The sequence below is a fragment of the Vannielia sp. SX4 genome (genome assembly GCF_052828525.1).
The window spans coordinates 1383495-1403806 of sequence record NZ_CM128247.1; the positions used below are offsets into that span (position 1 = coordinate 1383495).

At 63.5% G+C, this 20312-nt stretch carries 16 protein-coding genes and 2 pseudogenes; 5 read left to right on the forward strand and 13 right to left on the reverse strand.

The window, feature by feature from the left end; translation table 11 throughout:
* Positions 1-3: 3 nt before the first annotated feature.
* Genes ACUXVX_RS06965 through ACUXVX_RS06985 form a run of 5 tightly spaced genes read right to left on the reverse strand, consistent with a single transcriptional unit; the run spans position 4 to position 5278 of the window.
* On the reverse strand, positions 4-954 hold the full coding sequence (locus ACUXVX_RS06965) for a phosphotransferase (RefSeq protein ID WP_446310953.1): 951 nt from the start codon (positions 952-954) through the stop codon (positions 4-6).
* The gene (locus ACUXVX_RS06970; RefSeq protein ID WP_446310954.1) at positions 951-2228 is read right to left on the reverse strand and encodes an aspartate aminotransferase family protein; all 1278 of its coding nucleotides are present in this window, start codon (positions 2226-2228) and stop codon (positions 951-953) included. The genes ACUXVX_RS06965 and ACUXVX_RS06970 overlap by 4 nt, the downstream gene beginning before the upstream one ends.
* Positions 2221-3738 carry a tripartite tricarboxylate transporter permease gene (locus ACUXVX_RS06975; protein ID WP_446310955.1) on the reverse strand — a complete coding sequence of 506 codons (1518 nt, stop codon included), beginning with the start codon at positions 3736-3738 and terminating at the stop codon, positions 2221-2223. The genes ACUXVX_RS06970 and ACUXVX_RS06975 overlap by 8 nt, the downstream gene beginning before the upstream one ends.
* Before the next feature lie 7 nt (positions 3739-3745).
* Complete coding sequence (locus ACUXVX_RS06980) at positions 3746-4285, reverse strand: tripartite tricarboxylate transporter TctB family protein (RefSeq protein WP_446310956.1); 540 nt, start codon at positions 4283-4285, stop codon at positions 3746-3748.
* Positions 4286-4342: 57 nt separating this feature from the next.
* The gene (locus tag ACUXVX_RS06985) at positions 4343-5278 is read right to left on the reverse strand and encodes a tripartite tricarboxylate transporter substrate-binding protein (protein WP_446310957.1); all 936 of its coding nucleotides are present in this window, start codon (positions 5276-5278) and stop codon (positions 4343-4345) included.
* Between the two features lie 119 nt (positions 5279-5397).
* Here ACUXVX_RS06985 and ACUXVX_RS06990 point away from each other — a divergent pair, with 119 nt between their 5' ends.
* The 4 genes from ACUXVX_RS06990 (at position 5398) to ACUXVX_RS07005 (ending at position 9836) form a co-directional block, all read left to right on the forward strand.
* Positions 5398-6192 carry an IclR family transcriptional regulator gene (locus tag ACUXVX_RS06990; protein WP_446310958.1) on the forward strand — a complete coding sequence of 265 codons (795 nt, stop codon included), beginning with the start codon at positions 5398-5400 and terminating at the stop codon, positions 6190-6192.
* A 148-nt stretch (positions 6193-6340) separates the two neighbouring features.
* Positions 6341-7828 (forward strand): aldehyde dehydrogenase, encoded by a 1488-nt coding sequence (locus tag ACUXVX_RS06995; protein WP_446311515.1) that lies wholly within the window; start codon positions 6341-6343, stop codon positions 7826-7828.
* The gene (locus ACUXVX_RS07000; protein ID WP_446310959.1) at positions 7825-8484 is read left to right on the forward strand and encodes an HAD-IA family hydrolase; all 660 of its coding nucleotides are present in this window, start codon (positions 7825-7827) and stop codon (positions 8482-8484) included. The genes ACUXVX_RS06995 and ACUXVX_RS07000 overlap by 4 nt, the downstream gene beginning before the upstream one ends.
* On the forward strand, positions 8481-9836 hold the full coding sequence (locus tag ACUXVX_RS07005; RefSeq protein ID WP_446310960.1) for an aminotransferase class III-fold pyridoxal phosphate-dependent enzyme: 1356 nt from the start codon (positions 8481-8483) through the stop codon (positions 9834-9836). Before ACUXVX_RS07000 ends, ACUXVX_RS07005 begins: the two co-directional genes overlap by 4 nt.
* Positions 9837-10542: 706 nt before the next feature.
* On the opposite strand, the gene ACUXVX_RS07010 is transcribed toward ACUXVX_RS07005, so the two are convergent.
* From ACUXVX_RS07010 to ACUXVX_RS07025, 4 genes are all read right to left on the reverse strand, one after another.
* A complete protein-coding gene (locus tag ACUXVX_RS07010; protein ID WP_446310961.1) occupies positions 10543-11349 on the reverse strand; it encodes an inositol monophosphatase family protein in 807 nt (268 codons plus the stop codon).
* Entirely contained in the window at positions 11346-12407 is a 1062-nt protein-coding gene (locus ACUXVX_RS07015; RefSeq protein WP_446310962.1) for an ABC transporter ATP-binding protein, read from the reverse strand. Before ACUXVX_RS07015 ends, ACUXVX_RS07010 begins: the two co-directional genes overlap by 4 nt.
* The gene (locus ACUXVX_RS07020) at positions 12404-14605 is read right to left on the reverse strand and encodes an ABC transporter permease (protein WP_446310963.1); all 2202 of its coding nucleotides are present in this window, start codon (positions 14603-14605) and stop codon (positions 12404-12406) included. Before ACUXVX_RS07020 ends, ACUXVX_RS07015 begins: the two co-directional genes overlap by 4 nt.
* Before the next feature lie 81 nt (positions 14606-14686).
* A complete protein-coding gene (locus tag ACUXVX_RS07025; RefSeq protein ID WP_446310964.1) occupies positions 14687-15709 on the reverse strand; it encodes an ABC transporter substrate-binding protein in 1023 nt (340 codons plus the stop codon).
* A 126-nt stretch (positions 15710-15835) separates the two neighbouring features.
* Here ACUXVX_RS07025 and ACUXVX_RS07030 point away from each other — a divergent pair, with 126 nt between their 5' ends.
* Complete coding sequence (locus tag ACUXVX_RS07030; protein ID WP_446310965.1) at positions 15836-16855, forward strand: LacI family DNA-binding transcriptional regulator; 1020 nt, start codon at positions 15836-15838, stop codon at positions 16853-16855.
* Positions 16856-17345: 490 nt separating this feature from the next.
* On the opposite strand, the pseudogene ACUXVX_RS07035 reads toward ACUXVX_RS07030, so the two are convergent.
* The 4 genes and pseudogenes from ACUXVX_RS07035 to ACUXVX_RS07050 form a co-directional block, all read right to left on the reverse strand.
* A pseudogene (locus tag ACUXVX_RS07035) lies at positions 17346-17654 on the reverse strand (integrase core domain-containing protein); the annotation flags it as partial.
* Positions 17655-17753: 99 nt separating this feature from the next.
* Positions 17754-17879: pseudogene (locus tag ACUXVX_RS07040) on the reverse strand (IS3 family transposase); the annotation flags it as partial.
* A 74-nt stretch (positions 17880-17953) separates the two neighbouring features.
* Positions 17954-18208: a transposase gene (locus ACUXVX_RS07045; protein WP_446310966.1), complete on the reverse strand. Its 255-nt coding sequence runs from the start codon at positions 18206-18208 to the stop codon at positions 17954-17956.
* Between the two features lie 440 nt (positions 18209-18648).
* Positions 18649-20304: a Na/Pi cotransporter family protein gene (locus ACUXVX_RS07050; protein WP_446310967.1), complete on the reverse strand. Its 1656-nt coding sequence runs from the start codon at positions 20302-20304 to the stop codon at positions 18649-18651.
* Between the last annotated feature and the right edge of the window lie 8 nt (positions 20305-20312).

Genomic DNA, 20312 nt, shown 5'->3' on the forward strand with positions numbered 1-20312 from the left:
GTGTCAGCCTCCCTGATGTGCCGCGCTTTGGGCGAGCCATGCGCCGCAAAGGTCACGCGCGTCCTTGATGAACCGGGTGTTGCGCGTGGACGACCCGGGCTCTCCCATGCGGGGTACGATCCAGCCGACATAGGTGACGGCGCGCAGGGCGAGGAACAGATCGAGATGGCTCATGTCGAGAGGGCGGATGCTGAGGTAGCCGTCGAGTAGCGCTTGTTTCAGTGCGGGGTAGTTCGGCTCGGCCCGGTTCTTCAGCAGCGCCGTGGCCACGTCGAAGAGCCGGTAGCCATAGCCGCCATCGTCGAAGTCGATGAGGTAGAGATCGGTGCCGTCGATCATCACATTCTCGCGCACAAGATCAGCGTGGATCAGCCCGGTGTCGAGCTCGAGCGCGGCCAGCGCACGCGCGGCCTGGCTGCGAAAGTCGCGCAGCATCGCTGCGGTCGGGGCATCGAGCGTGGGGTTTTCCCAGAACCGGCCCCAAAGCGGTGCGTCCCCCAGCAGACCCTCGGCATCCCAGTGGCAGCGAGTGAAGCCCTCCGGCGCGGTCCAACTGTCGCAGGCGAGATGCAGCCGCGCCATTTCCGCGCCGAGGTCAGTGAAGGTCCGCAGGGGGGAACCCAAGGTCAAAGGTTCGCGGCTGCGGCCCAGCGGGGAGCCGCCCAGCCATGTGATCAGATCGGCATAGTGGCCGTCGATGCTCTCCAGCAGTTTTCCCTTGCGGCTGGGGCGGGGGGCAGGGACGCCAAGGCCCGCGCGGGCCATTTCGGCCAGCCAGTCCAGTTCCGAGGTCAATTCCGAAAGGTCGCGATAGCCCGGACGTTTGAAGCGCAGGGCATAGGTCGCACCCTCATGCATCACCTTGTAGACACGGTTCTCGCGTCCGGCGACGAAATCGCAGCTTGCGCCCGTCATGCCCCAAAGGGCCAGCGCCTTTTCGACGGGGTCGGTCATGCGGCAACGGGGTGGTCGGCCAAAACGCCGTCGAGCGTGTCGATCAACAGATCCAGATGGTCTTCGCAGAAGGGCATGGGCGGGCGGATCTTGAGCGTGTTCTTGTGGCGCCCCAGCTTGGACAGGATCACGCCGCGATGTCGCATGGCATTGATGATGCGGTCGGCATAGGCGCTGGCCGGCTCCTTGGTGGCGCGGTCCAGCACGAATTCCGCTCCAAAGACCATTCCGGATTGGCGCACGTCGCCGATAACCTCGTATTTCTCGGCCAGGGCATGCAGGCGCTCTGCGGCGAGCTTGCCGATCTTCAAGGCATTGGCTTGCAGGTCCCGGGCCTCCAATTCCTCCAGCACCGCCATGGCGGCCGCGCAGGAAACGGGATTGCCGCCGAAGGTATTGAAATAGCGGAACGAACCCCGGAACCGGGCCATGATCTCGGTCGTGGTCACGAGGCCCGCGACCGGGTGGCCATTGCCCATGGGTTTGCCCATACAGACGATATCCGGGGGCACGCCCTGCCGCTGATGGGCCCAGAAATGGGAGCCGCAGCGGCCAAAACCCGACTGCACCTCGTCGCAGATCAAGAGCCCCCCGGCGCGGCGCGCCGCCTCGGCGGCAGGTTTCAGCCAGCCTTCGGCTTGGGTCGGAAAGCCCTCGTTCAGGAAGAGAGGGCAGACGATCAGGGCCGCAAATCCGATGCCCGATGCTTCCAGATCGTCAATCGCCTCCTGCACCTTGGCGGCAAAGCGCTGCCCGTCCGGGTCGGGGATGCGGTAGCTGTCGGGCGCCTCCACATGGCGCAAGTAGCCGCCGAGCCCAAAGCCCACCTCTGGCACATTCGACTTGGACAGATGCGAGACCAGCGTGGTGTTGCCGTGGTATGTGGCGTCAGTTGCCACGATCCCACGCTTGCCGGTCATCGCCTCGGCCATGCGGAGCGCGATGTCATTGGCCTCGGATCCGGTGCAGGTCAGGATCGCAGTGTCCAGTGGATCGTCGAACGTTGCGGTCAGCCGTTCAGCATAGTTCAGGATGCCCTCGTGCAGATAGCGGGTATGCACGTTCAGGGTGCGCGCCTGCTCGCAAATCGCATCCACCACGCGCGGGTTGCAATGTCCCACATGCGGCACGTTGTTGTAACAGTCGAGGTACTTGTTGCCCTCGGCGTCCCACATCCAGACGCCTTCGCCCCGCACGATATGGACTGGATCGTCGTAAAAGGTGGAAACGTTGGGCCCGAGCAGGGCGCGACGGCGGTCAATGAGATCATGCATCCTGAGCCTCGCGTGAATTTTGTGTGTCGGCTTTTGCGGCCTTGCGGTCCCTCCAGACCGTTCTTGCCTGCACGACCAGTGCGACCACGATCATCAAGAAGAGAATGAACGCGATGGGCCGGTCAATGAAATCCCAAGGATCCCGAACACGGGCCATGGCGGTACGCAGCTTGTCTTCCATCAGTTTTCCCAGAACGATGCCTAAGATGATGGGCGACGTCGGGTAGTCGAGCCTTTTCAGCATGAAGCCGAAAACTCCGAAGCCGCTGGCAATCGCGACATCGGTCAGCGAATTGCGCAAGCTGTAGACCCCGATCAGGCTGAAGGTCAGGACCATCATGCCGAGGAAGCGGTTCGGGATCGTCATGGCCTTCATCAACTTGCCCGTCGCGAAGAATAGGAACACGACGACGATGATATTGAGCAGCAAAAGGCAGAGATAAAGCGCCAGTACGAAGTCCATCTGCCCGGAGAAAAGCTGAGGGCCGGGGATCACGTTGTGAACATAGAACACCGCGAGCATCATCGCGGTCAGTTCCTCGCCCGGGATACCAAGCGCCAGGAGCGGGATCATCGCAGCGGCGGGGACGGAGTTGTTTGCGGCCTCGGAGGCAACGATCCCCTCCGGGTTGCCCTTGCCGAAGAGCTCTGGGGTTTTAGAGGTTCGCTGAGCGTAGGAGTAGGACATGAATTGTGACATGAACTCGCCCACGCCAGGGATCATCCCGCAGAACACCCCGAAGGATGAACCGACAGTGGCGATCCGGCGGTAGACCCAGAGGTCCTTCATCTGGGCAATGAAGCCGACTTTCTCCACCTCGGGCAGTTTGATCTTGCTGTCTTTGTCCATGAACAGGATCAACGCCTGGCTGATGGCAAAGAGCCCTAGCACTACGACGATCAGGTCGACACCGGATTGCAGCCAGCCCATCCCGAAGGTGTAGCGCTGGGTGTAGGCGGCGCTCTCGATGCCGATGGTCTGCAGGAAAATCCCGACGCAAGCGAGCATGGCTGCGGCCAGGACCTGACCGCGATGGGTGACGATAACCAGCAGGATGCCCAAGAGAGCGGCAAGAAAGATCTCTCGTGCGCCAAACATCGGTGCGATCTTGGCCAGAACCGGCGCAAGCAGCATCAGCGCGAAGATCGAGAACAGCGCACCAAAGAAGGACGCAGAATAGGCAAGGCTGAGGGCGCGCCGTGCCTCACCGCGTTTCGTCATCGGATAGCCGTCGTAGGTGGTCAGCGCGTTCACTGGCGTGCCGGGCGTGTTGACCAGAATGGCAGGGATTGCGCCGCCGAACATGGAGGAGCCATAGATGCCCAAGAGCAGCGTCAGCCCCACGATGGGTTCCAGCGAAAAGGTGGCGGGGAGGACGATGGCGATGGCGACAGCGGCCCCAACACCAGGCATGCCCCCGACGATCACACCGCCGATCGCGCCGATGAGCAGCGCAAGCAGCACATCCCACCGCGCAATGATTTCAATGCTGGAGGAAAGCAATTCCATTGGAGCCTCAGAAATAGCGCAGAAGAATGTAACGAAGACTGTCGGGGGCGAGTTCATAGATCGCTCCGCCGGGAATCTTGACGTTCATGGCCGATTTGAAAAACAGCACCACGCAAAGGCCAAAGAGCGCGGCCCAAAGCAGCGTTTTTCCGCGATACCCGACCCGAAGCGCCAGCAAGGTGCAGAAAGTCACCGTCGCCAGCAGGTAGCCGATCACCGGGATCGCCGCGACATAGAGCATGTACCAGCCAATGAATTCCAGCGAACGGATCCAGGTCAGCCCTTCAAGCCAGCGGCCCGGTGTCCGGTCCAGCTTGCCGCGCAGAACCGCGTGAAGAACCGCAAAGACGACGACGCCGCCAAGCGACAGGGCGGGCCAGAACCTCGGCTGCGCGGCAAGGTCCTTGCCGTCCAACCATGTGGTCTGCCAAGGCAGCGCGGCTAGCAGTGCAAGAGCGGTAAAGAGCAGGAGGAAGCTGAACAATAATTCACCGCGCTTCCGGCCCTCCGGGAAAACATGGGGTTCGTCTTGTGCGTAGGTGCTCATCTTCCCTCCCAGAATGATTCAGGCGCGCCGAGCGTGGCGCGCCTGAATGCGGGTTATCTACTCTTCGAGGATCGCGTTGATCGCACTCGATACGGCAATGTCTGATGCGATCCGAGCTGTGGAGGCGTCGGCATCTTGCCAGTAGATGATCGCGCCGGTCTGCGCGGCCAGCTCCATCGCCCGGTCCGAAGCCATCGTCTTTTTCGCGACAGCGACGATCTTCTCGCGCACATCGGCAGGGGTGTCTTTGTGAACGAACAGTCCGTTCCACAACGAAATATTCAGGCTCGGCGCGATCGAGGTCAGGGTCGGCGCATCGGGCACCACGGGGATCGGCGTTTCGGTGATGGTGGCAAGGATGTTCAGATCGTCCAGGCATGGCAGCACCTGTTGGATCGTGGTGTTGATTACGTCAAAGTCGCCCGAAGCCAGCGAGTTGCAATCCAAAGCCCCGGATGAGGCTTCGCCGCCCCATTCGAACCCCAACTCTTTCGCGGCGGCGAACGTCGCCTGCGTCGGCAGCAGGAATGATCCGAAATGGCCAAGGATCTGCGGGTTGTCGGAGGAGTGGGCAGCCAGCTCTTCGAGGGTCGAGTAGGGCTTTTCTTTGCTGGCGGCGATCAAGAACGGATAGGTCAGGAAAATCCCAAGCGGTTCGAATGGATCAGGGTTCAGCCCCGGAACACCTACATGCGGGCCGACGACCGGCACATCGACCACGAACGACCCGATCGTGTAGCCATCAGCCGGGGCATTGGCGACCGACGCTGCACCGGGGAAGGGTCCGCCATCAGACGGGCGGTTCACAACCGCAGCCGCAACGCCGTATTCGGCTTCGAAGTCTTCGGCGATCATGCGGGTCAGCACGTCTTCGAGATCGCCCGGGGGGAAGGGCACAACAAAGCTGACAGGTTTCTCGGGATACTCTGCGAAAGCGGGTACCGCGACTGCCGCAAGCAGTGCGCCGGCGAGGATGGTTTTTGCTTTGGTCATTGACGATTTCCCTGTCGGTGATATATTGACAACGCTGGTGATGCTAACGCAATGGACTGTTTCTTGTCAATTATTCAGTACCCACCACAGGTGCGCCGCCACTGTCTAAAGGAGAGCTGATGTCATCCACCGTTGTGAAAGCTTTGATGTTACTAGAGCATTTTTCCGAGGATGAGCCGGAGCTGGGTTTGTCCGAATTGGCGCGCAGGTCAGGCGTCGACAAGGCGGCCGTTCACCGGATGCTGGGGGCGATGGCGGAAAGCGGGCTGGTCGAGCAACAGGCTGATTCCCGACTATATCGGCTCGGGGCCGGTGTCTTGCGGCTGGCGCGCGTGCGAGAGACCGCCTTTCCAATCAGTTCCATCGTACAGCCTATTCTGGATACCTTGTCAGCCGAGACTGGTGAGACGGCTCATGCCTCGCTCATCTCCGGTCGTGCGCTTGCCAACATTGCCACCTGCGAAAGCAAAAAGGGCAGTCGCGTCTCGCTGATCGCGGGCGAGGTCTTGCCCTATCACAGCACCGCGTCGGGCTTGGCCGTCCTAGCGTTTGGCGGCGATGCGCTGCTCAAGCGCGTGCTGTCTTCCTCGCTCAGGGCCAAAACGCGGTTCACGGTGACCGAGGCCTCGCAGTTGCGCGCGCGGGTGGAAGCTGTGCAGCAACTAGGATTCTCCGAATCCGACCAGACCAACGAGGAAGATGTGCACGGCATCGCGGCACCCGTCTTCGACAGAACCGGCATAGCCTGCGGGGCTGTGTCGGTGTCTACGCCATCTCACAGAATGACCGACGAGCAGCGACAGCTGACCATGGGCGCGGTCCTGCGTGCCGCCTCTACCATCACTGACGGGCTGGGCGGCCAGCGGCCCCGGAAGTACTCCGACCTGGTCACGGCTTTGATGGGCGACGCCTAAGTCTCTGAAAATCGAACATTCTCGTTTGCAGCTTTCCCAAGGGCCGGCGCGCCAACCCTTGGGTTTCGATGCTGCGTGCCAATTCAGGATTGACAAGCACCTGGCACTCTGGAACGATATATGGACCGCCGGTGATATAAATGAACCAATGCTAAGCAAAGCCCAACTGCAAGATCTGTCCGGGGCGCCCGTCCCGCCCGCTCTCCACCTGATCGATGGAGAGGCGCGCGCTGCCAGCGATGGCACCGCCATGGATGTGATATCGCCCTTGGACGGCGCTGTGCTGACGACAATGGCACGCGGTACGCCAAACGATGCAAAAGCTGCGATATCTGCAGCCCGCCGCGCCTTCGATGACGGTCGCTGGGCTGGTCTGGCACCCGCCGCGCGCAAGAAGGTCTTGCTGAAATGGGCCGACCTGATCGAGGCAAATGCGGTCGAACTGGCGGTTCTTGGCGTGCGCAACAACGGCACGGAAATCTCCATGGCGCTGAAGGCCGAGCCGATGTCCGCCGCCGGAACGATCCGCTACTTCGCCGAGGCCATTGATAAGGTTTACGGTGAGATCGCGCCAACAGCGCCGGGCACGCTGGGTTTGATCCACAAGGAGCCGGTGGGCGTGGTCGGGGCCATCGTGCCCTGGAACTTCCCGCTGATGATCGGGGCATGGAAGCTGGGTCCTGCCTTGGCCGCCGGGTGCAGCGTGGTGCTCAAGCCTGCCGAAACCGCGTCTCTCACCCTTCTCCGGATTGCCGAACTGGCGTTGGAGGCAGGGCTGCCGCCGGGCGTGCTGAACGTCGTCACCGGAGAGGGCGCCGTGGTCGGCGCAGCCATTGCCGAAAGCATGGATGTGGATGTTCTGGTGTTCACCGGGTCCGGCGGAACTGGGCGGCGCTTGCTTGAGGCGTCCGCGCGGTCGAACTTCAAACGGGTTTATCTCGAGCTTGGTGGCAAGTCGCCTAACGTGGTCTTTTCTGACGCACCCGATCTCGACGAGGCGGCCAAGGTTTCGGCCCATGGAACCTTCCGCAATTCCGGGCAGGTTTGCGTTGCGGGCTCGCGCCTGCTGGTCGAACGCAGCATCCACGACGCCTTTGTCGAAAAGCTGAAAGTGCATGCCGAGGCGATGAAGGTCGGTGATCCGCTGGATCCCGAAACCTCGGCAGGCGCGATCAACTCCGAACGCCAGTTGGCACAGAACCTGCGGTTCGTCGCTGAGGCGCGGGCCGCCGGTCGGCAGATCGTGACGGGCGGTGAGCGCATCCTTCAAGAGACTGGCGGCTTCTTCATGGCGCCGACGATCGTTGCGGGGGTGCAGCCGGGGGATGCCGTTGCTCAGCACGAGGTGTTCGGTCCTGTTTTGGCGGTCATACCCTTCGACACGGAGGAAGAGGCCGTTCGCATCGCCAACGATACGGAGTTTGGCCTGGCCGCGGCGGTCTGGACCGCCGATCTGTCGCGCGCTCACAGGATGGTGCGGGCGATCAGGGCGGGCGTCGTCCATGTAAACACCTATGGCGGCGCGGACGTCACAGTGCCACTGGGCGGTGTCAAGCAATCCGGCAACGGGCATGACAAGTCTCTGCACGCCTTCGACAAGTTCTTTGACCTCAAGACGGCGTGGATCAAGCTATGACCAAGGCCCTTGTTCTCGACTTTGGCGGGGTGATCTCGAAGACCCTGTTCGAAACACACGCCCTGTCCGAGGCCGCCCTCGGCCTTGCGCCCGGAACCTTGGACTGGCGCGGGCCGTTTGCACCAGAGGCTGACGCCCCTTGGCGGGCAATGCAGGCCGGCGAGATGACCGAGCGCGACTATTGGACCTTGCGCATGTCCGAGACCGGGGCGCTGATCGGCGAGACGTGGACGGAATTTCCGCAATTCATCGCCCGGGTGCGCGGGGCCGATCCGGCCGCAGTGATCCGTCCCGAGGCGCTGGACGCCATCGCGCAGGCCAAGGCCGAAGGTCACCGTCTTGCGATCCTGTCGAATGAGCTCGACCTCTTCTATGGCGAGGATTTCCGCAAGAAGCTGCCGTTCCTGGCCGATTTCAACTTGATCGTGGATGCGACCTATACGGGCATCCTGAAGCCCGACACGCGGGCCCTTGACTTTGTCACGGATGGCCTTGGGATGCCCGCTTCGGACTGCGTCTTTGTCGATGACCAGAAAAAGAACCTGAAGGGTGCCGAAGCGGTTGGCATGCCCTTCGTCCACTTCGATGTAACCCGTCCAGGCGAGAGCTATGCAACCGCGCTGGGGATGCTGCAAGCCGACAAGGTGCTGCCATGAAAGACATAAATTTTCTCAAGGAAAACAACGCCCGCCATCTGTGGCACCCGATGGCGCATCCCGCTGACAGCCTCGCCAACCCGCCTGATATCATCACAGAAGGCGAAGGGGTCGAGATCGTCGACGTGGATGGCCACCGTACAGTGGATGCCGTTGGCGGCCTCTGGAACGTGAACCTTGGTTATTCTTGCGTGCCCGTGAAAGCGGCGATTGCCGGGCAGCTGGACAAATTGCCCTACTACTCGATTTTCCGCGGAACATCGAACGACGCGGTGATCGAGCTCAGCTGGATGCTCAGAGATTTCTTTGCGCCCGATGGGCTTAGCCGCGCGTTCTTTACTTCTGGCGGATCGGATTCCGTTGAGGTCGCGCTGCGGCTGGCGCGCCAGTACCACAAGGTGCGCGGAGAGGCGGGCCGGGTGAAGTTCCTGAGTCTCAAGAAGGGCTATCACGGGACCCATACCCTCGGGGCTTCGGTCAATGGCAACGCGAATTTCCGCACGCAATACGAACCGCTGATGGCGGGCTGCTACCATATCCCCGCGCCTTACACCTATCGCAACCCCTTCAACGAAACCGATCCGGAGCGCCTTGCCCAGTTGTGCCTTGCCGCGTTGGAGGATGAGATCAAGTTTCAGGGGGCTGACACCATCGCAGCCTTCATAATGGAGCCGATCCTTGGGGCCGGGGGGGTGATCCCACCCCATGAAAGTTTCATGCCCGGCGTGCGCGAGATCTGCAACCGCCACGGAATTCTCCTGATCGCCGACGAGGTCATCACCGCCTTTGGTCGCGCCGGCAGCTGGAGCGGGTCGCGCCACTGGGGCGTGCAGCCGGATATGATGTGCACCGCCAAGGCCATCACCAACGGGTACTTCCCCTTCGGTGCAGTCATGATCTCTGACGCTGTCGCGGAAGTGTTCGAAGCCGACACCCGCGGCAAGGGGGCCATCGGGTCCGGCTATACCTATTCCGGGCACCCCGTAGGTGCTGCAGCCGCCATCGCCTGCCTGAAGGAAACCGAGCGCCTGTCGGTCAAGGACAACGCAGCCGCGCGCGGCAAGCAGCTTCATGAAGGGCTGTTGGCTCTGCAGGAAACACATGCCTTGATCGGCGACGTGCGCGGTGGACATGGGCTCATGTGCGCGCTCGAGCTTGTTTCGGACCCCGCCACGAAAACCCCGATCGACAAGAAAACCATCGGGTCAATCCACCGCACCACCTATGAGAATGGCGCGATGGTGCGGGTGTCTGGCAACAACATCATCCTGTCGCCGCCGCTCGTTCTGACCGAAGTGGACGTCACCACGATCCTGAACGCGCTCGCCGCCGGATTTGCATCCCACGGCTGAGATACCGAATATCGAGAGACGCCCCACCTGTGCCAGGGTCTTGGCATCCCAAGGGGATTTTCCCGAAATGAAGAGGCCATTCACCGAAGTCGGCGAGGGCTCCACGCCTTCACCGCCTAGGTGGAGCCCAGTTCGTGTGCGATCATTGGAGATGACAGCGCGGTGATCGCCGAGGCGCAAGAGGTGATCGACAGAGTGCCCGCCGCGATCGACACGCCGATTATCCATTTGGTACTGTCCCATTAGCACGCCGTTCGGGTACTTTGCGGATCGGCCTTTGGAGCCGGGTAGATCGTCATGTCTGACAAGGCCCGAGCGTGGTTGTCCTGCGGCGCCAGCTTCAAGACCGAGTAATGCACCGAATGGACGGGGCGGTGCGAGTTTATCCTCGTGCAGCTTTGAACGCTCGCTCCGCGTGACCTGAAACAGCGCTGCATAGTTTGAACGTGTTGAAGGTCGGCTCCACTTAGACTGAGCACTTTCTCGCGGCATCGCGGCATCGCGGCAAAGCTCTGCTCTCCGCCTTTTTGACAAAGTCGGGGATCGGCTCATAGCTGCTGCTTGCCCGCGCTTCTGGTGCTAAAATGCGTCTATGCCCTAGCAGACATTGGCTCAGCTCGCAGAAAGGTCAGGTGCTCCCCTCGCACGATCAAGAAGAGCAAACTCAGATCGCATGGGCCCGTGGCTGTTTTCTCTCTCCTCGCCACTACCAGTTTTTCTCGGTCCCAAACGCGCATATCCGCTCCAGTTCGTCATAGGCCGCGGCGGCTGCGCCTAGCACCGGCGCAGGCTTTGTCAGCCCCGATCCGTCCGGAAACGGCAGCACCCGCCCCCCGGCCTCGGTGATCAACGTGTACCCTGCCATGCAGTCCCACGCGCTCATCCGCGGCTCGGCATAGCCCACGAGGCGCCCTGCGGCGGCCCAGGCCAGCATCAGCGCACCCGAGCCGTAGCGCACCCAGGACGAGCCCGCGTCCATCAGCCCGGTCAACATCTGCCCGACCCGCGCACTCTCGACCCGGTCGTTCGCTCCGATCCCCAATAGGCCCGACCGCAGGTCGCCTTGGCTGGCCCGGATCGGAGCGCCGTTCAGCAGAGCACCGTGCCCGCGAGCCGCCACGAAGAGTTCGCCCAGAACGGGGGCATAAATCACGCCTAGCGCCGGGCCGTCCGCGTCGCACCCGCCGATCGATACGCACCACCCGGGCAGACCGGCGAGATACGGCAAGGTCCCGTCAATCGGGTCGATTACCCAGGTGAAACCCGAGCTGCCCTCGGTCAGCCCGTGCTCCTCGCCCAGCATGGCATCCTCGGCGAAAGCAGCGCCGAGCGCATCGCGGATCAGCGTCTCGACCTCGCGGTCGGCCTCCGACACTAGGTCGGACGGGTGGCGCTTGGTCTCGATCACCAGTTGGTCGCGGGCGTGGAAATACTTCAGCGCCAGCGCACCGGCCACCTGTGCCACCTCCGTGGCGCGTGCCAGCCTGTGGGCGAGTATGTCGGTCTCGGTCATCTTTCCTCCGGGATCAGCGCCACGCCGCGCGGGCGCACCTCCAATGCGACGGGTGTGCCCACGGGCAGCGGCACGTCGCTTTCATCGTCGACCACGAATATCCGCCCCAGCGGCCCGTCGATCTCGTATTCCACGTGGTCGCCGAGATAGGCCGAGGTGGCGACCTTGCCCGCCATGCCTTCGCCCTCGGTCTTCACCCGCAGCGCGTTGGAGCGCAGCGAGAGCCGGGCCGGGCCGGCAGGCAAGCCTCGCGCCGGCAGCGCCACCGTTACCCCGCCAACATCGACCTGCGCCTCGCCGCCGGCAACCGACAGCACCCGCCCTTCCACCACGTTCGCCTCGCCGATGAAGTCGGCGATAAATTCAGAGACGGGCGCCTCGTAAAGCTCCCTCGGCGTGCCCATCTGGGCGATCCTGCCATCCTTCATCACCACAATCCGGTCGGACACGGCCAGCGCCTCCTCCTGATCATGGGTTACATAGACGGCAGTGAATCCTAGCCGCTGCTGCAATTCGCGAATGTCGGTCCGCACCTTGCGGCGCAATCGGGCATCGAGGTTCGAGAGCGGCTCGTCTAGCAGCAGCACCTGCGGCTCCAGCACCAGCGCCCGCGCCACAGCCACCCGCTGCTGCTGCCCACCTGAAAGCTCCGCCGGCAGCCGCTCCGCAAGGCCCTCGAGCCCTACCAGCTCCAGCGCCTGTTCGGCGCGAGCCTTCGCCTCGGCCGGCTTCATCCCGCCCGACTCCAAACCGTAGGACACGTTCTGCCCGACCCGCATGTGCGGAAAGAGCGCGTAGCTCTGGAACACCATCGACACGTCACGCCGGTTGGCGGGCAGGCGCGTTACGTCATTCCCTCCGATCAGGATCTGCCCCTCGGTCGGGCTTTCGAGACCGGCGAGCATCCTGAGCGTGGTGGTCTTGCCGCAGCCGGAGGGGCCGAGCAGCGTGACCAGCTCGCCCGGCGCGATGTCGAGCGTCAGGTCGGGGATCGCGGTGAAGGCGCCGAAGGTCTTTCGGACGCTGCGAAACGCCACCGCGCCTCGGGTCTGGGTCATGTTGCGGGCTCCGTCGGTTGGGGCTGGGGCTTGTCCTCGGCACGGCGGATGCGGCGCTCGCCGACCAGCAGCTGGAAGCCGCCGATGACGGTAATCATCACCAGGATCAGAACCGAGGAATAGGCGATGGCGATGCCGTATTCGCCGTTCTCCACCAGCCCGACAATGTAGGCCGTGGCCATGTTGTACTTTGCGCTGACGAGGAAGATCACCGCCGAGATCGACGTAATCGCGCGCACGAAGCTGTAGACCAGAGCCGCGAGGATCGCGGGCCGCATCAGCGGAAGGATCACTTTGCGCATCGTCCGCCCCGAGCCTGCGCCCAGAGAGAGCGATGCCTCGTCGAGCGAGCCGTCGAGTTGCGCCATCGCTGCGATGCCGCCCCGCACGCCCACTGGCATGTTGCGGAAGACGAAGCAGGCGATGAGGATCGCCGCCGTGCCGGTCATCTGCAAGGGCGGCAGATTGAAGGCCATGATGTAGCTGATCCCGATCACCGTGCCCGGAATGGCGAAGCTCATCATCAGCGCGAACTCGAAGGTCGAGCGGCCCGGGAACCGCTGGCGCACGATCAGCCAGGCGGTGAGCAGCCCCACGGCGGCGGTGAGCGGCGCGGCGATCAGGGCGATTTCCATGGTGGTCCAGAAGCTGTTCCAGGCCACGCCGATCCAGGTGATGCCGCCGTCCCACCCCACCCCGAAGGCCCGGATGTAGTGCTCGAAGGTGAGCGTGTGGTCGAGGCCCCAGGTCTTCACGAAGCCGCCGAAGAGGATCATCGCGTAGACCACGATGGTGAAGGCGGCCCAGGCTATGGCGATAGTGATGACCGGCCAGGCCACTCGGCGCGGCAGCCGGATGTGCCGGCCCCCGTCGCCCTTGCCGGTCACGGTGGCGAAGTTGCGCCCCGAGAGCCAGAGCCGCTGCGCGAGGAAGGCCGAGAGGGTGAACCCGAGCAGGACCGTGGCCAGCACGGCGGCGCGCGAGGGGTCGTTCTGCGCGCCGACCACGGCGAAGAAGATCTCAGTCGAGAGCACGCCCCCCGAGCCGCCCAGCACCAGCGGATTGCCGAAATCGGCCATCGACTCGATGAAGCCGATCAGGAAGGCATTGGCGAGGCCGGGCGCCATCAGCGGCAGCGAGACCTTGCGGAAGGTGCGCCAGCGGTCGGAGCGCAGGGTCTGGCTGGCCTCCTCCATCGACGGGCTGATGCCGTCGACGACGCCGATGAGGACGAGGAAGGAAATGGGCGTGAAGCTGAGCATCTGCGCGATCCAGATGCCGGTGAGCCCGTAGAGCCAGCGCCCCAGCTCCCACCCCGTTGCCGCCTCGATCGCCTGCGTCAGCGTGCCCGAACGTCCGAGCAGCATGGTCAGCGCGAGTCCCACCACGAAGGGCGGGGTGATGATCGGCAGTACGGTCAGCAGGCGCAGGGATTTCTTGTAGCGAAACCCGGTGCGGGTTGCGACGAGGGCGAAGACGAGCCCGAGAAAGGTGGAGCCGGTCGCGGTGCAGAGGGCAAGGAAGAACGTCCGCCAAGCCACCCCGCAATTGCCGCCCCAGAGGCAGGCGAGCGACCAGATCTTGGGGTCGGCGATGTTGCGGCTGACGCCCTCGGTGGTGAAGGAGCCGTCGAAGGACTGGAACGCTCCGGTGAACATCGACAGCAGCGGGTAGAAGACGAAGACGCCGACCAGCCCGATCAGCAGGATTATCGCGCCGAGCACGAAGGCGTCGCCCTTGAGAGCGCCACGCTCGGCCGCGCCGAAGGCGACCAAGAGCGCGAAGACGATCCCGAGGCAGACCGCGCCCGCCCCGAAGGCCGGCTGTCCCGCGACCTCACCGAACCCCGCCTCAAGCAGCCCCCAGTTCCATCCGCGCAGCCCGATCGAAAGGCCCTCGGCCAGCATCCAGCCGACCCCGGCGATCCCCAGGGCCATCAGCGCCAGGCCCCGTTGGTTGGGCTGTCGGGTGAGGCGGAGAGCCACGGCAGCGCCGAGCACCAGCAGCAGCGGCCAGAGCTGCCAGCGGCCGGTGGCCGCCTGCACCAGGCCGGGCCAGAGTGCCTCGGACCCGAACACGTCTGCTAGCCACTCGAAGCTGAAGAAACCGGAGCGGACGCGATACCAGGGCAAGGCCACAAGCGCGAAAACTGCGGCCGCGAGGATCACGTCGAGCCTGCGGTTGTCTCTTTCGGTCATGGGGCGATACGTCCGTCAGGTTGCCCGGTCGGGAGCGACTCAAGGGCCGCTCCCGCAGTCGGATGTGCGCGCACGGTCAGCTCACTGGAGCGGCAGCGAGCCGATCTCCTGGTCCCAGCGCGACAGTAAGGCCTGCCGCCGCTCGGCGCTGCCATACTCGGCAAAGTCGTAGTCGATCAGCTTGATGGTCGACAGATCAGGAGCTTCCTTCGGCGGGGTGGCGCTGGCGTTCGACGGGATCTGGAACGAGCCTGCCTCCGGCATAATGTTCTGCACGTCGGCGGTGAGAACCCAGTCGTAGAAGACCTTCGCGGACTCCGGGTTCTGCGCCCCCTCGATCATCGACATCGAGCCGATCTCGTAGCCGGTGCCCTCGCAGGGCGCCACCACGGCGATGGGGAAGCCCTCGACCGCCTGTGCCACGGCGTCATGCTGGAACACGATCCCGAGGCCGGTCTCGCCGCGCGCTGCCGCCTTCACCGGGGCGCTGCCCGACTTGGTGTATTGCGAGACGTTCGCGTGCATCTTCTTCAGGAAGTCGAAAGCCTCGTCCTCCCCCATCAGCTGCACCAGCGTGGCCAGCGTGGTATAGGCGGTGCCCGAGGAGTTGGGGTCGGCGATCTGAATCTCGCCCTTCAGGGCCGGGTCGAGCAGGTCGGCCCAGCACTGCGGCGGGGTGATACCCTTCTGTTCGAAGATCTCGGTGTTGTAGCCCCAGCCCAGCGCGCCGGAGTAGACGCCCACAGTGTGGTAGTTCGACACCTCGGCCTGGCCCTTGGCCCAGTCCTGCAACTCGTCGAGCATCGGTGACTTGTACTCGGCCGAGAGGCCATCGTTGGCCGCTTGCAGGTGCGGGTCGCCCGTGCCGCCCCACCACAGGTCGGTCTGCGGGTTGCGGCCCTCGGCGCGCACCTTGGCATAGGCCTCGCCCGACGACAGGCGCACCATATTCACGTCGATGTCGGAATGGCTCGCCTCGAACTCGCTGACCAGCTTTTCGCAGATCACCACGTCGGCCGAGCAGATCAGGTTCAACTCGTCCGCCATCGCGGCAGCGGGAACGAGGGCGACACCGCCCAGAAGGGCGTATTTCAATGCTTTCATGACTTCCTCCCTTGGCCCCGAACGATGGGGCTTGGCGTTTTGCACACCTGTGCATGACTTTGCGAGCCGAATCCCCAGTTGTCAACAAAACGTTATGAAATTAGGCTAGGAAGTCAGAACTTCACAATGCGCAGGATTGCAAAGCCGGTGAAATCCAAGAAGCAGGTGAGCGCCAAGGACGTGGCCGCGCTGGCGGGCGTTTCGCGGGCGGCGGTGTCGCGGGCCTTCACCCCCGGCGCCTCGGTCTCACCCAGGACCAAGGCGAAGGTCGAGGCCGCCGCCGAGACACTGGGCTACCATGTGAACCATCTCGCGCGGGGGCTTCTCACCTCGAACTCCGGCATCGTCGCGCTCATCGCCGCGGAGATCAACACACCCTACCGCTCCGACCTTCTGGCCGCGCTCTCGGCCCGGCTTCAGGCCGCGGGCAAGGTGGGCATGCTCATCAACACTGACCGGTCAGATGAAAGTGTCGCCTTCGCGGTCCGCAAAGCCATCGCCTACCGCACCGATGCCGCTATCGTGCTATCGGGGATGCCCGACGTCTCACTCACCGAGACCTGCCTCCGCAACGGGATGCGGCTGGTGCTCATCAACCGCGACGAGGAGCGTCCTGGCGCGTTGCGTATAAGGCTGGATGACGGGGAGGCCGGGGCGCAGGCTTTCGCGTGCCTTATCGCCGCTGGCTGCCGCCGCCTCGCCTTCGCCAGTTCGTCTGCCGGCACGCCGAGCCTGGTAGACCGGGGTAAGGGCTTCCGCGAGGCCGCAGCACGGGCGGGGATGACGATTCAGGAGGTCGACAGCGGCGTCACCTCCTACCGCACCGGGCTCGATCTTGGCACCGAGTTGCTTGCCCGACCCGAACGGCCCGACGGGATCTTCTGCGTCACCGACCTCATAGCCTGCGGGGTGGCCGACGCCGCCCGTAGCCGCTTCAAGCTGCGCATTCCAGAAGACCTGTCACTGATCGGCTTCGACGATATTGAGCAGGCCGGATGGGAAAGCTACGGGCTGACCACCTTTCGGCAACCTGTCAGCGAGATCGCCGACGCGGCCGTGGCCTATCTCGCTGAGAACGCAACGGACCTGCCGCACACCGTAACCTTGACATCCCGCATGGTCTGGCGCGGAAGCGTGCGCAGTTAACGGGTACAAAGTAGCTTACTCAACAGACCACCCTCAGAATCACGGAAGATGGGCGCTTCAAGCCCGGACCACCTGACGTGTCGCGACCGGCCCAGTTGGACCGTCTTCAAAAGATCAAGTAATCCAACGTGGCCTCTGGCGGACTGCTATCGTCGACTTTGTGGTCATCGACGCCATCGACATTTTTGGCAATGCATCTTTCCAGCGCATCTACGTTGTTTGCCTCCACGATGCAGAGTTGGAGCGCACAACCAGTTGCTAGCGACCTGTGACTGGGATCTGCCAAAAAGAGGTTAGGACCGTTGGGATCATATGGTGCGTCCGGGGCAATTCCGTATTTCTCGTACTCAACTTCAGCAATGGGAACATACGCCCAACTCTGACTTGCATACAGCGCACCCAGAGAGGCGCAGGACGCTGCCCATGATTGGATCCGCGGCTCAAACAAGGCATATCGGGTCTGGTGACCTGCTCCCCTAGGAGTCCGCATTTATAAGTTAGCTCTGCTCCGGTACTGGTCCTCTTCTGACCGTTGGTGATGTTCCCGCAGGGTAAGTCCGTTGAGGCTCGAGTGCAGGCGGTGGTGGTTGTAGATAAAGTCGTCGCGCCATGCCGAAATCAGATGGCGGGCATGGCGCATAGACAGGTACAGGTGCTCGTTCAGGCACACGTCCCGCAGGTGGCCGTTGAAGCTCTCCACGAAGCCGTTCTGCATCAGCTTTCCCGGCGCGATGTAATGCCGTTCCACACGGCGACCCTTCTGCCACTTGAGCATGGCCTTCGACGTCAGTTCGGTCCCGTAGCACGTTGGGAGGAAGCGCTGTCGGGAGGTTATGGCCACGCGCCAGAGCCGCTCGACCTTTTTGTGGTTGACCCGCCAGCCGTCTACGTGAAGCAGCTCAGTAATCTTGCGATAGCCATTTCGACCGTACTGCTTCGCCAGCCGGATGATCGCTGGCTGTAGCGCATCATCATCTCTCGGGGCCGTTCGGTGCTCTAGGGAGCTCCGCGCCACACCAATCACCCGGCACGTCCGTCCTTGTGACGTCGCGAGCGTCTTGCGTGTGTAAATGAAGGCCTGACGAGGCTCCGCTGAAGTCAGGCCCTGGGCTTTAGGTGATTAAGGCTTTCCTTGAGGGCGAGCTTGTCCAATTCCAACTCCCCGACGATCTTCTTCAGCCGAGCATTCTCTTTCTCCAGGCTCTTCATCTCCGACAACTGCGCGCGTCCCATCCCGCCGAAACGCTTCCGCCAGTTGTAATACGTCGCATCGCTGATCCCGACACTGCGGCACGCAGAAGCCACGTCATCGCCCGCATTGAGCTTCAACTCGATCTCACGCAGCAGCTTCAAGATGTCTTCGTCCGAATGTCGTTCCCTCGCCGTTCCAAATCTCCCCTCTCGCAGACAGTACAGTGGCACGGTTTTAGGGGGCCAAGACAAGGTGCTGCTCATCCTGCACGAAGTCCAGAACAGCGGTCAGAGTCTCAGTTGTAGTAGTTGCCGTATTCCTCACGCCTTTATCCTTGTCGAAAGCCGAAAGAAAATCGCTTGCGGTCCCAACGTTCAATGATCGTGCAAGCCGCGTACCATCGACCAGCGGGTTCTGCAGCGTGTAATTTGCCGGCTCGACACGGGCACTTGTCTGGGATGATTTCGAGCAGAGGCCTTGAACGGTTTCGCGATAGCCTGTCCGGAATGTGGCGAGATGCTGCCAGGCGCTGAGCCGAGAAGATCAGCGGAAAATACTGCGTTCACATGAAGCAAAATCCGGAGCGCATCAGCCGGAGGCGTCAACTCGCGTCTTGGAGTGTTGTCACCCGGCTGGCGGAGAGTTCCCCGGCTTCGGACAGGATCGGCAGGGCCACCGCGGCGATATGGGCGTTGATGCGCTTCAGATCGCGCAGGATGTCGAGGTGCAGCGAAGTCGAGGCGAGGGTTTCGGGCTGGCCGTTCTGCAGCCGCTCTATGTGTTTCTTCTGCGAACTCTCCTCGATCTGGCGCACATGCACTTTTTCCGCTGTCAGGCGACGCGCAAGGTTCACGTCGCGGCTGAGAAAGACCGACTGCGCCAGTTCCAGATTCAGCAGGGTCTTGCGGTAGAGTTCGCTGATCTCCTCCTCGCCGGCAGGCGAGAACCTGACCTGCCTGTCGGCCTTCTTGCGGGCCATCTCGCACAGGTCGCGGTCGATGATGTCGCCGACATGCTCGAGGTTGATCGCATAGGAGAGGATCTCGCGCATCCGCGCGGCATCGGTGTCGTTCAGATCGGTGCGGCCGAGCCGTGCGAAGTACTGCTTGACCTCCGAGAGGGCGGCATCGACCCGGTCCTCCAGCTGGCCGATCGCGCGGGCGGCACCGGGGTCGTCGACAAGCAGCGAGCGCAGGTTGATCTCCATCATCTCGGTGACGGTATCGCCCATGCGGAGCACCTCGCGCGCGGCCCCCCCCAGCGCAAGCACGGGCGTTTCGAGCGCCGCGTCGTCGAGGTAGGAGGGCTCGCCGCGTGCGCCTTCGGGGTCGGGCCAGACCCGGTGGGTCAACCGATCGAGCGGGCCGAGCAGCGGCAGGAAGACCAGCAGGAGGATGGTGTTGAAGGCCACGTGCGCAACGATGGCAAGGTTCGCCCCGGCCGGCACATTCCCGGCAAGAACGGGTCCGGCGAGACCGGCCGTCACAAGCGCCAGCACGGCCCCCGCGGCGCGCACCGCAAGGTTGCCGCGGGTCAGGCGCCGCGCCTCCGGGCCGTCGCCGCCCGTGGCGAGGCAGGGCGGCAGCGCCCCGCCCAGATTGGCGCCGGCGACCAGTACCAGCACCAGCGGCGGGCTGACATCGCCGCTCTCGGCCAGCAATGCCACGAACAGAACGACAGCAAGGCTGGAGGAGGAGGCGAAGGCCAACGCGGCGGCCAGAGCCAGCCCGAAGACCGGCCCCTGCGCCAGGGCCGACAGGATCGCGGTGGTCACCTCCGCCTCGCGCAGCGGCGCCGTGGCCGCGCCGAGCAACCCGAGGGCAAGGATCATGAGGCCGAGGCCGATCAGTGCCTTGCCGATGCCGCGCCTTCGCGACAGGCGGCTGCGGGCATGGGTGATGACGCCGCACAGCACCAGTGCGGGCGCCAGCCAGTGCAGATCATGCACCAGGATCGCGGCGGTCAGCGCGGTTCCGAGGTTGGCTCCGAGCAGCACGGCCTGCGCCATGCGCGGCACGATGAGGTCGCGCGACACGAAAGAGCCCGCGATGACCGCCGTCGCGGTGGAGGATTGCACCGCGATGGTGGTCAGCATTCCCGAGAGCGCCGCACTCACCCGGTGTCCGGTGCCCTTGGCGATAGCGTTGCGCAGGGAGGCGCCAAAGCCGGCCAGGATGCCCGACTTGACCATTCGCAGCGCCCAGAGAAGCAAGGCCCCGGCGCCGAGAAGGTCGATGAGCTGGAGGGTCGATGTCATGCGCATCC

Coding starts and splice junctions, on each gene's coding strand:
- ACUXVX_RS06965 (WP_446310953.1), bottom strand. CDS start 954: ATGACCGACCCCGTCGAAAAGGCGCTGGCCCTTTGGGGCATGACGGGC.
- ACUXVX_RS06970 (WP_446310954.1), bottom strand. CDS start 2,228: ATGCATGATCTCATTGACCGCCGTCGCGCCCTGCTCGGGCCCAACGTT.
- ACUXVX_RS06975 (WP_446310955.1), bottom strand. CDS start 3,738: ATGGAATTGCTTTCCTCCAGCATTGAAATCATTGCGCGGTGGGATGTG.
- ACUXVX_RS06980 (WP_446310956.1), bottom strand. CDS start 4,285: ATGAGCACCTACGCACAAGACGAACCCCATGTTTTCCCGGAGGGCCGG.
- ACUXVX_RS06985 (WP_446310957.1), bottom strand. CDS start 5,278: ATGACCAAAGCAAAAACCATCCTCGCCGGCGCACTGCTTGCGGCAGTC.
- ACUXVX_RS06990 (WP_446310958.1), top strand. CDS start 5,398: ATGTCATCCACCGTTGTGAAAGCTTTGATGTTACTAGAGCATTTTTCC.
- ACUXVX_RS06995 (WP_446311515.1), top strand. CDS start 6,341: ATGCTAAGCAAAGCCCAACTGCAAGATCTGTCCGGGGCGCCCGTCCCG.
- ACUXVX_RS07000 (WP_446310959.1), top strand. CDS start 7,825: ATGACCAAGGCCCTTGTTCTCGACTTTGGCGGGGTGATCTCGAAGACC.
- ACUXVX_RS07005 (WP_446310960.1), top strand. CDS start 8,481: ATGAAAGACATAAATTTTCTCAAGGAAAACAACGCCCGCCATCTGTGG.
- ACUXVX_RS07010 (WP_446310961.1), bottom strand. CDS start 11,349: ATGACCGAGACCGACATACTCGCCCACAGGCTGGCACGCGCCACGGAG.
- ACUXVX_RS07015 (WP_446310962.1), bottom strand. CDS start 12,407: ATGACCCAGACCCGAGGCGCGGTGGCGTTTCGCAGCGTCCGAAAGACC.
- ACUXVX_RS07020 (WP_446310963.1), bottom strand. CDS start 14,605: ATGACCGAAAGAGACAACCGCAGGCTCGACGTGATCCTCGCGGCCGCA.
- ACUXVX_RS07025 (WP_446310964.1), bottom strand. CDS start 15,709: ATGAAAGCATTGAAATACGCCCTTCTGGGCGGTGTCGCCCTCGTTCCC.
- ACUXVX_RS07030 (WP_446310965.1), top strand. CDS start 15,836: ATGCGCAGGATTGCAAAGCCGGTGAAATCCAAGAAGCAGGTGAGCGCC.
- ACUXVX_RS07050 (WP_446310967.1), bottom strand. CDS start 20,304: ATGACATCGACCCTCCAGCTCATCGACCTTCTCGGCGCCGGGGCCTTG.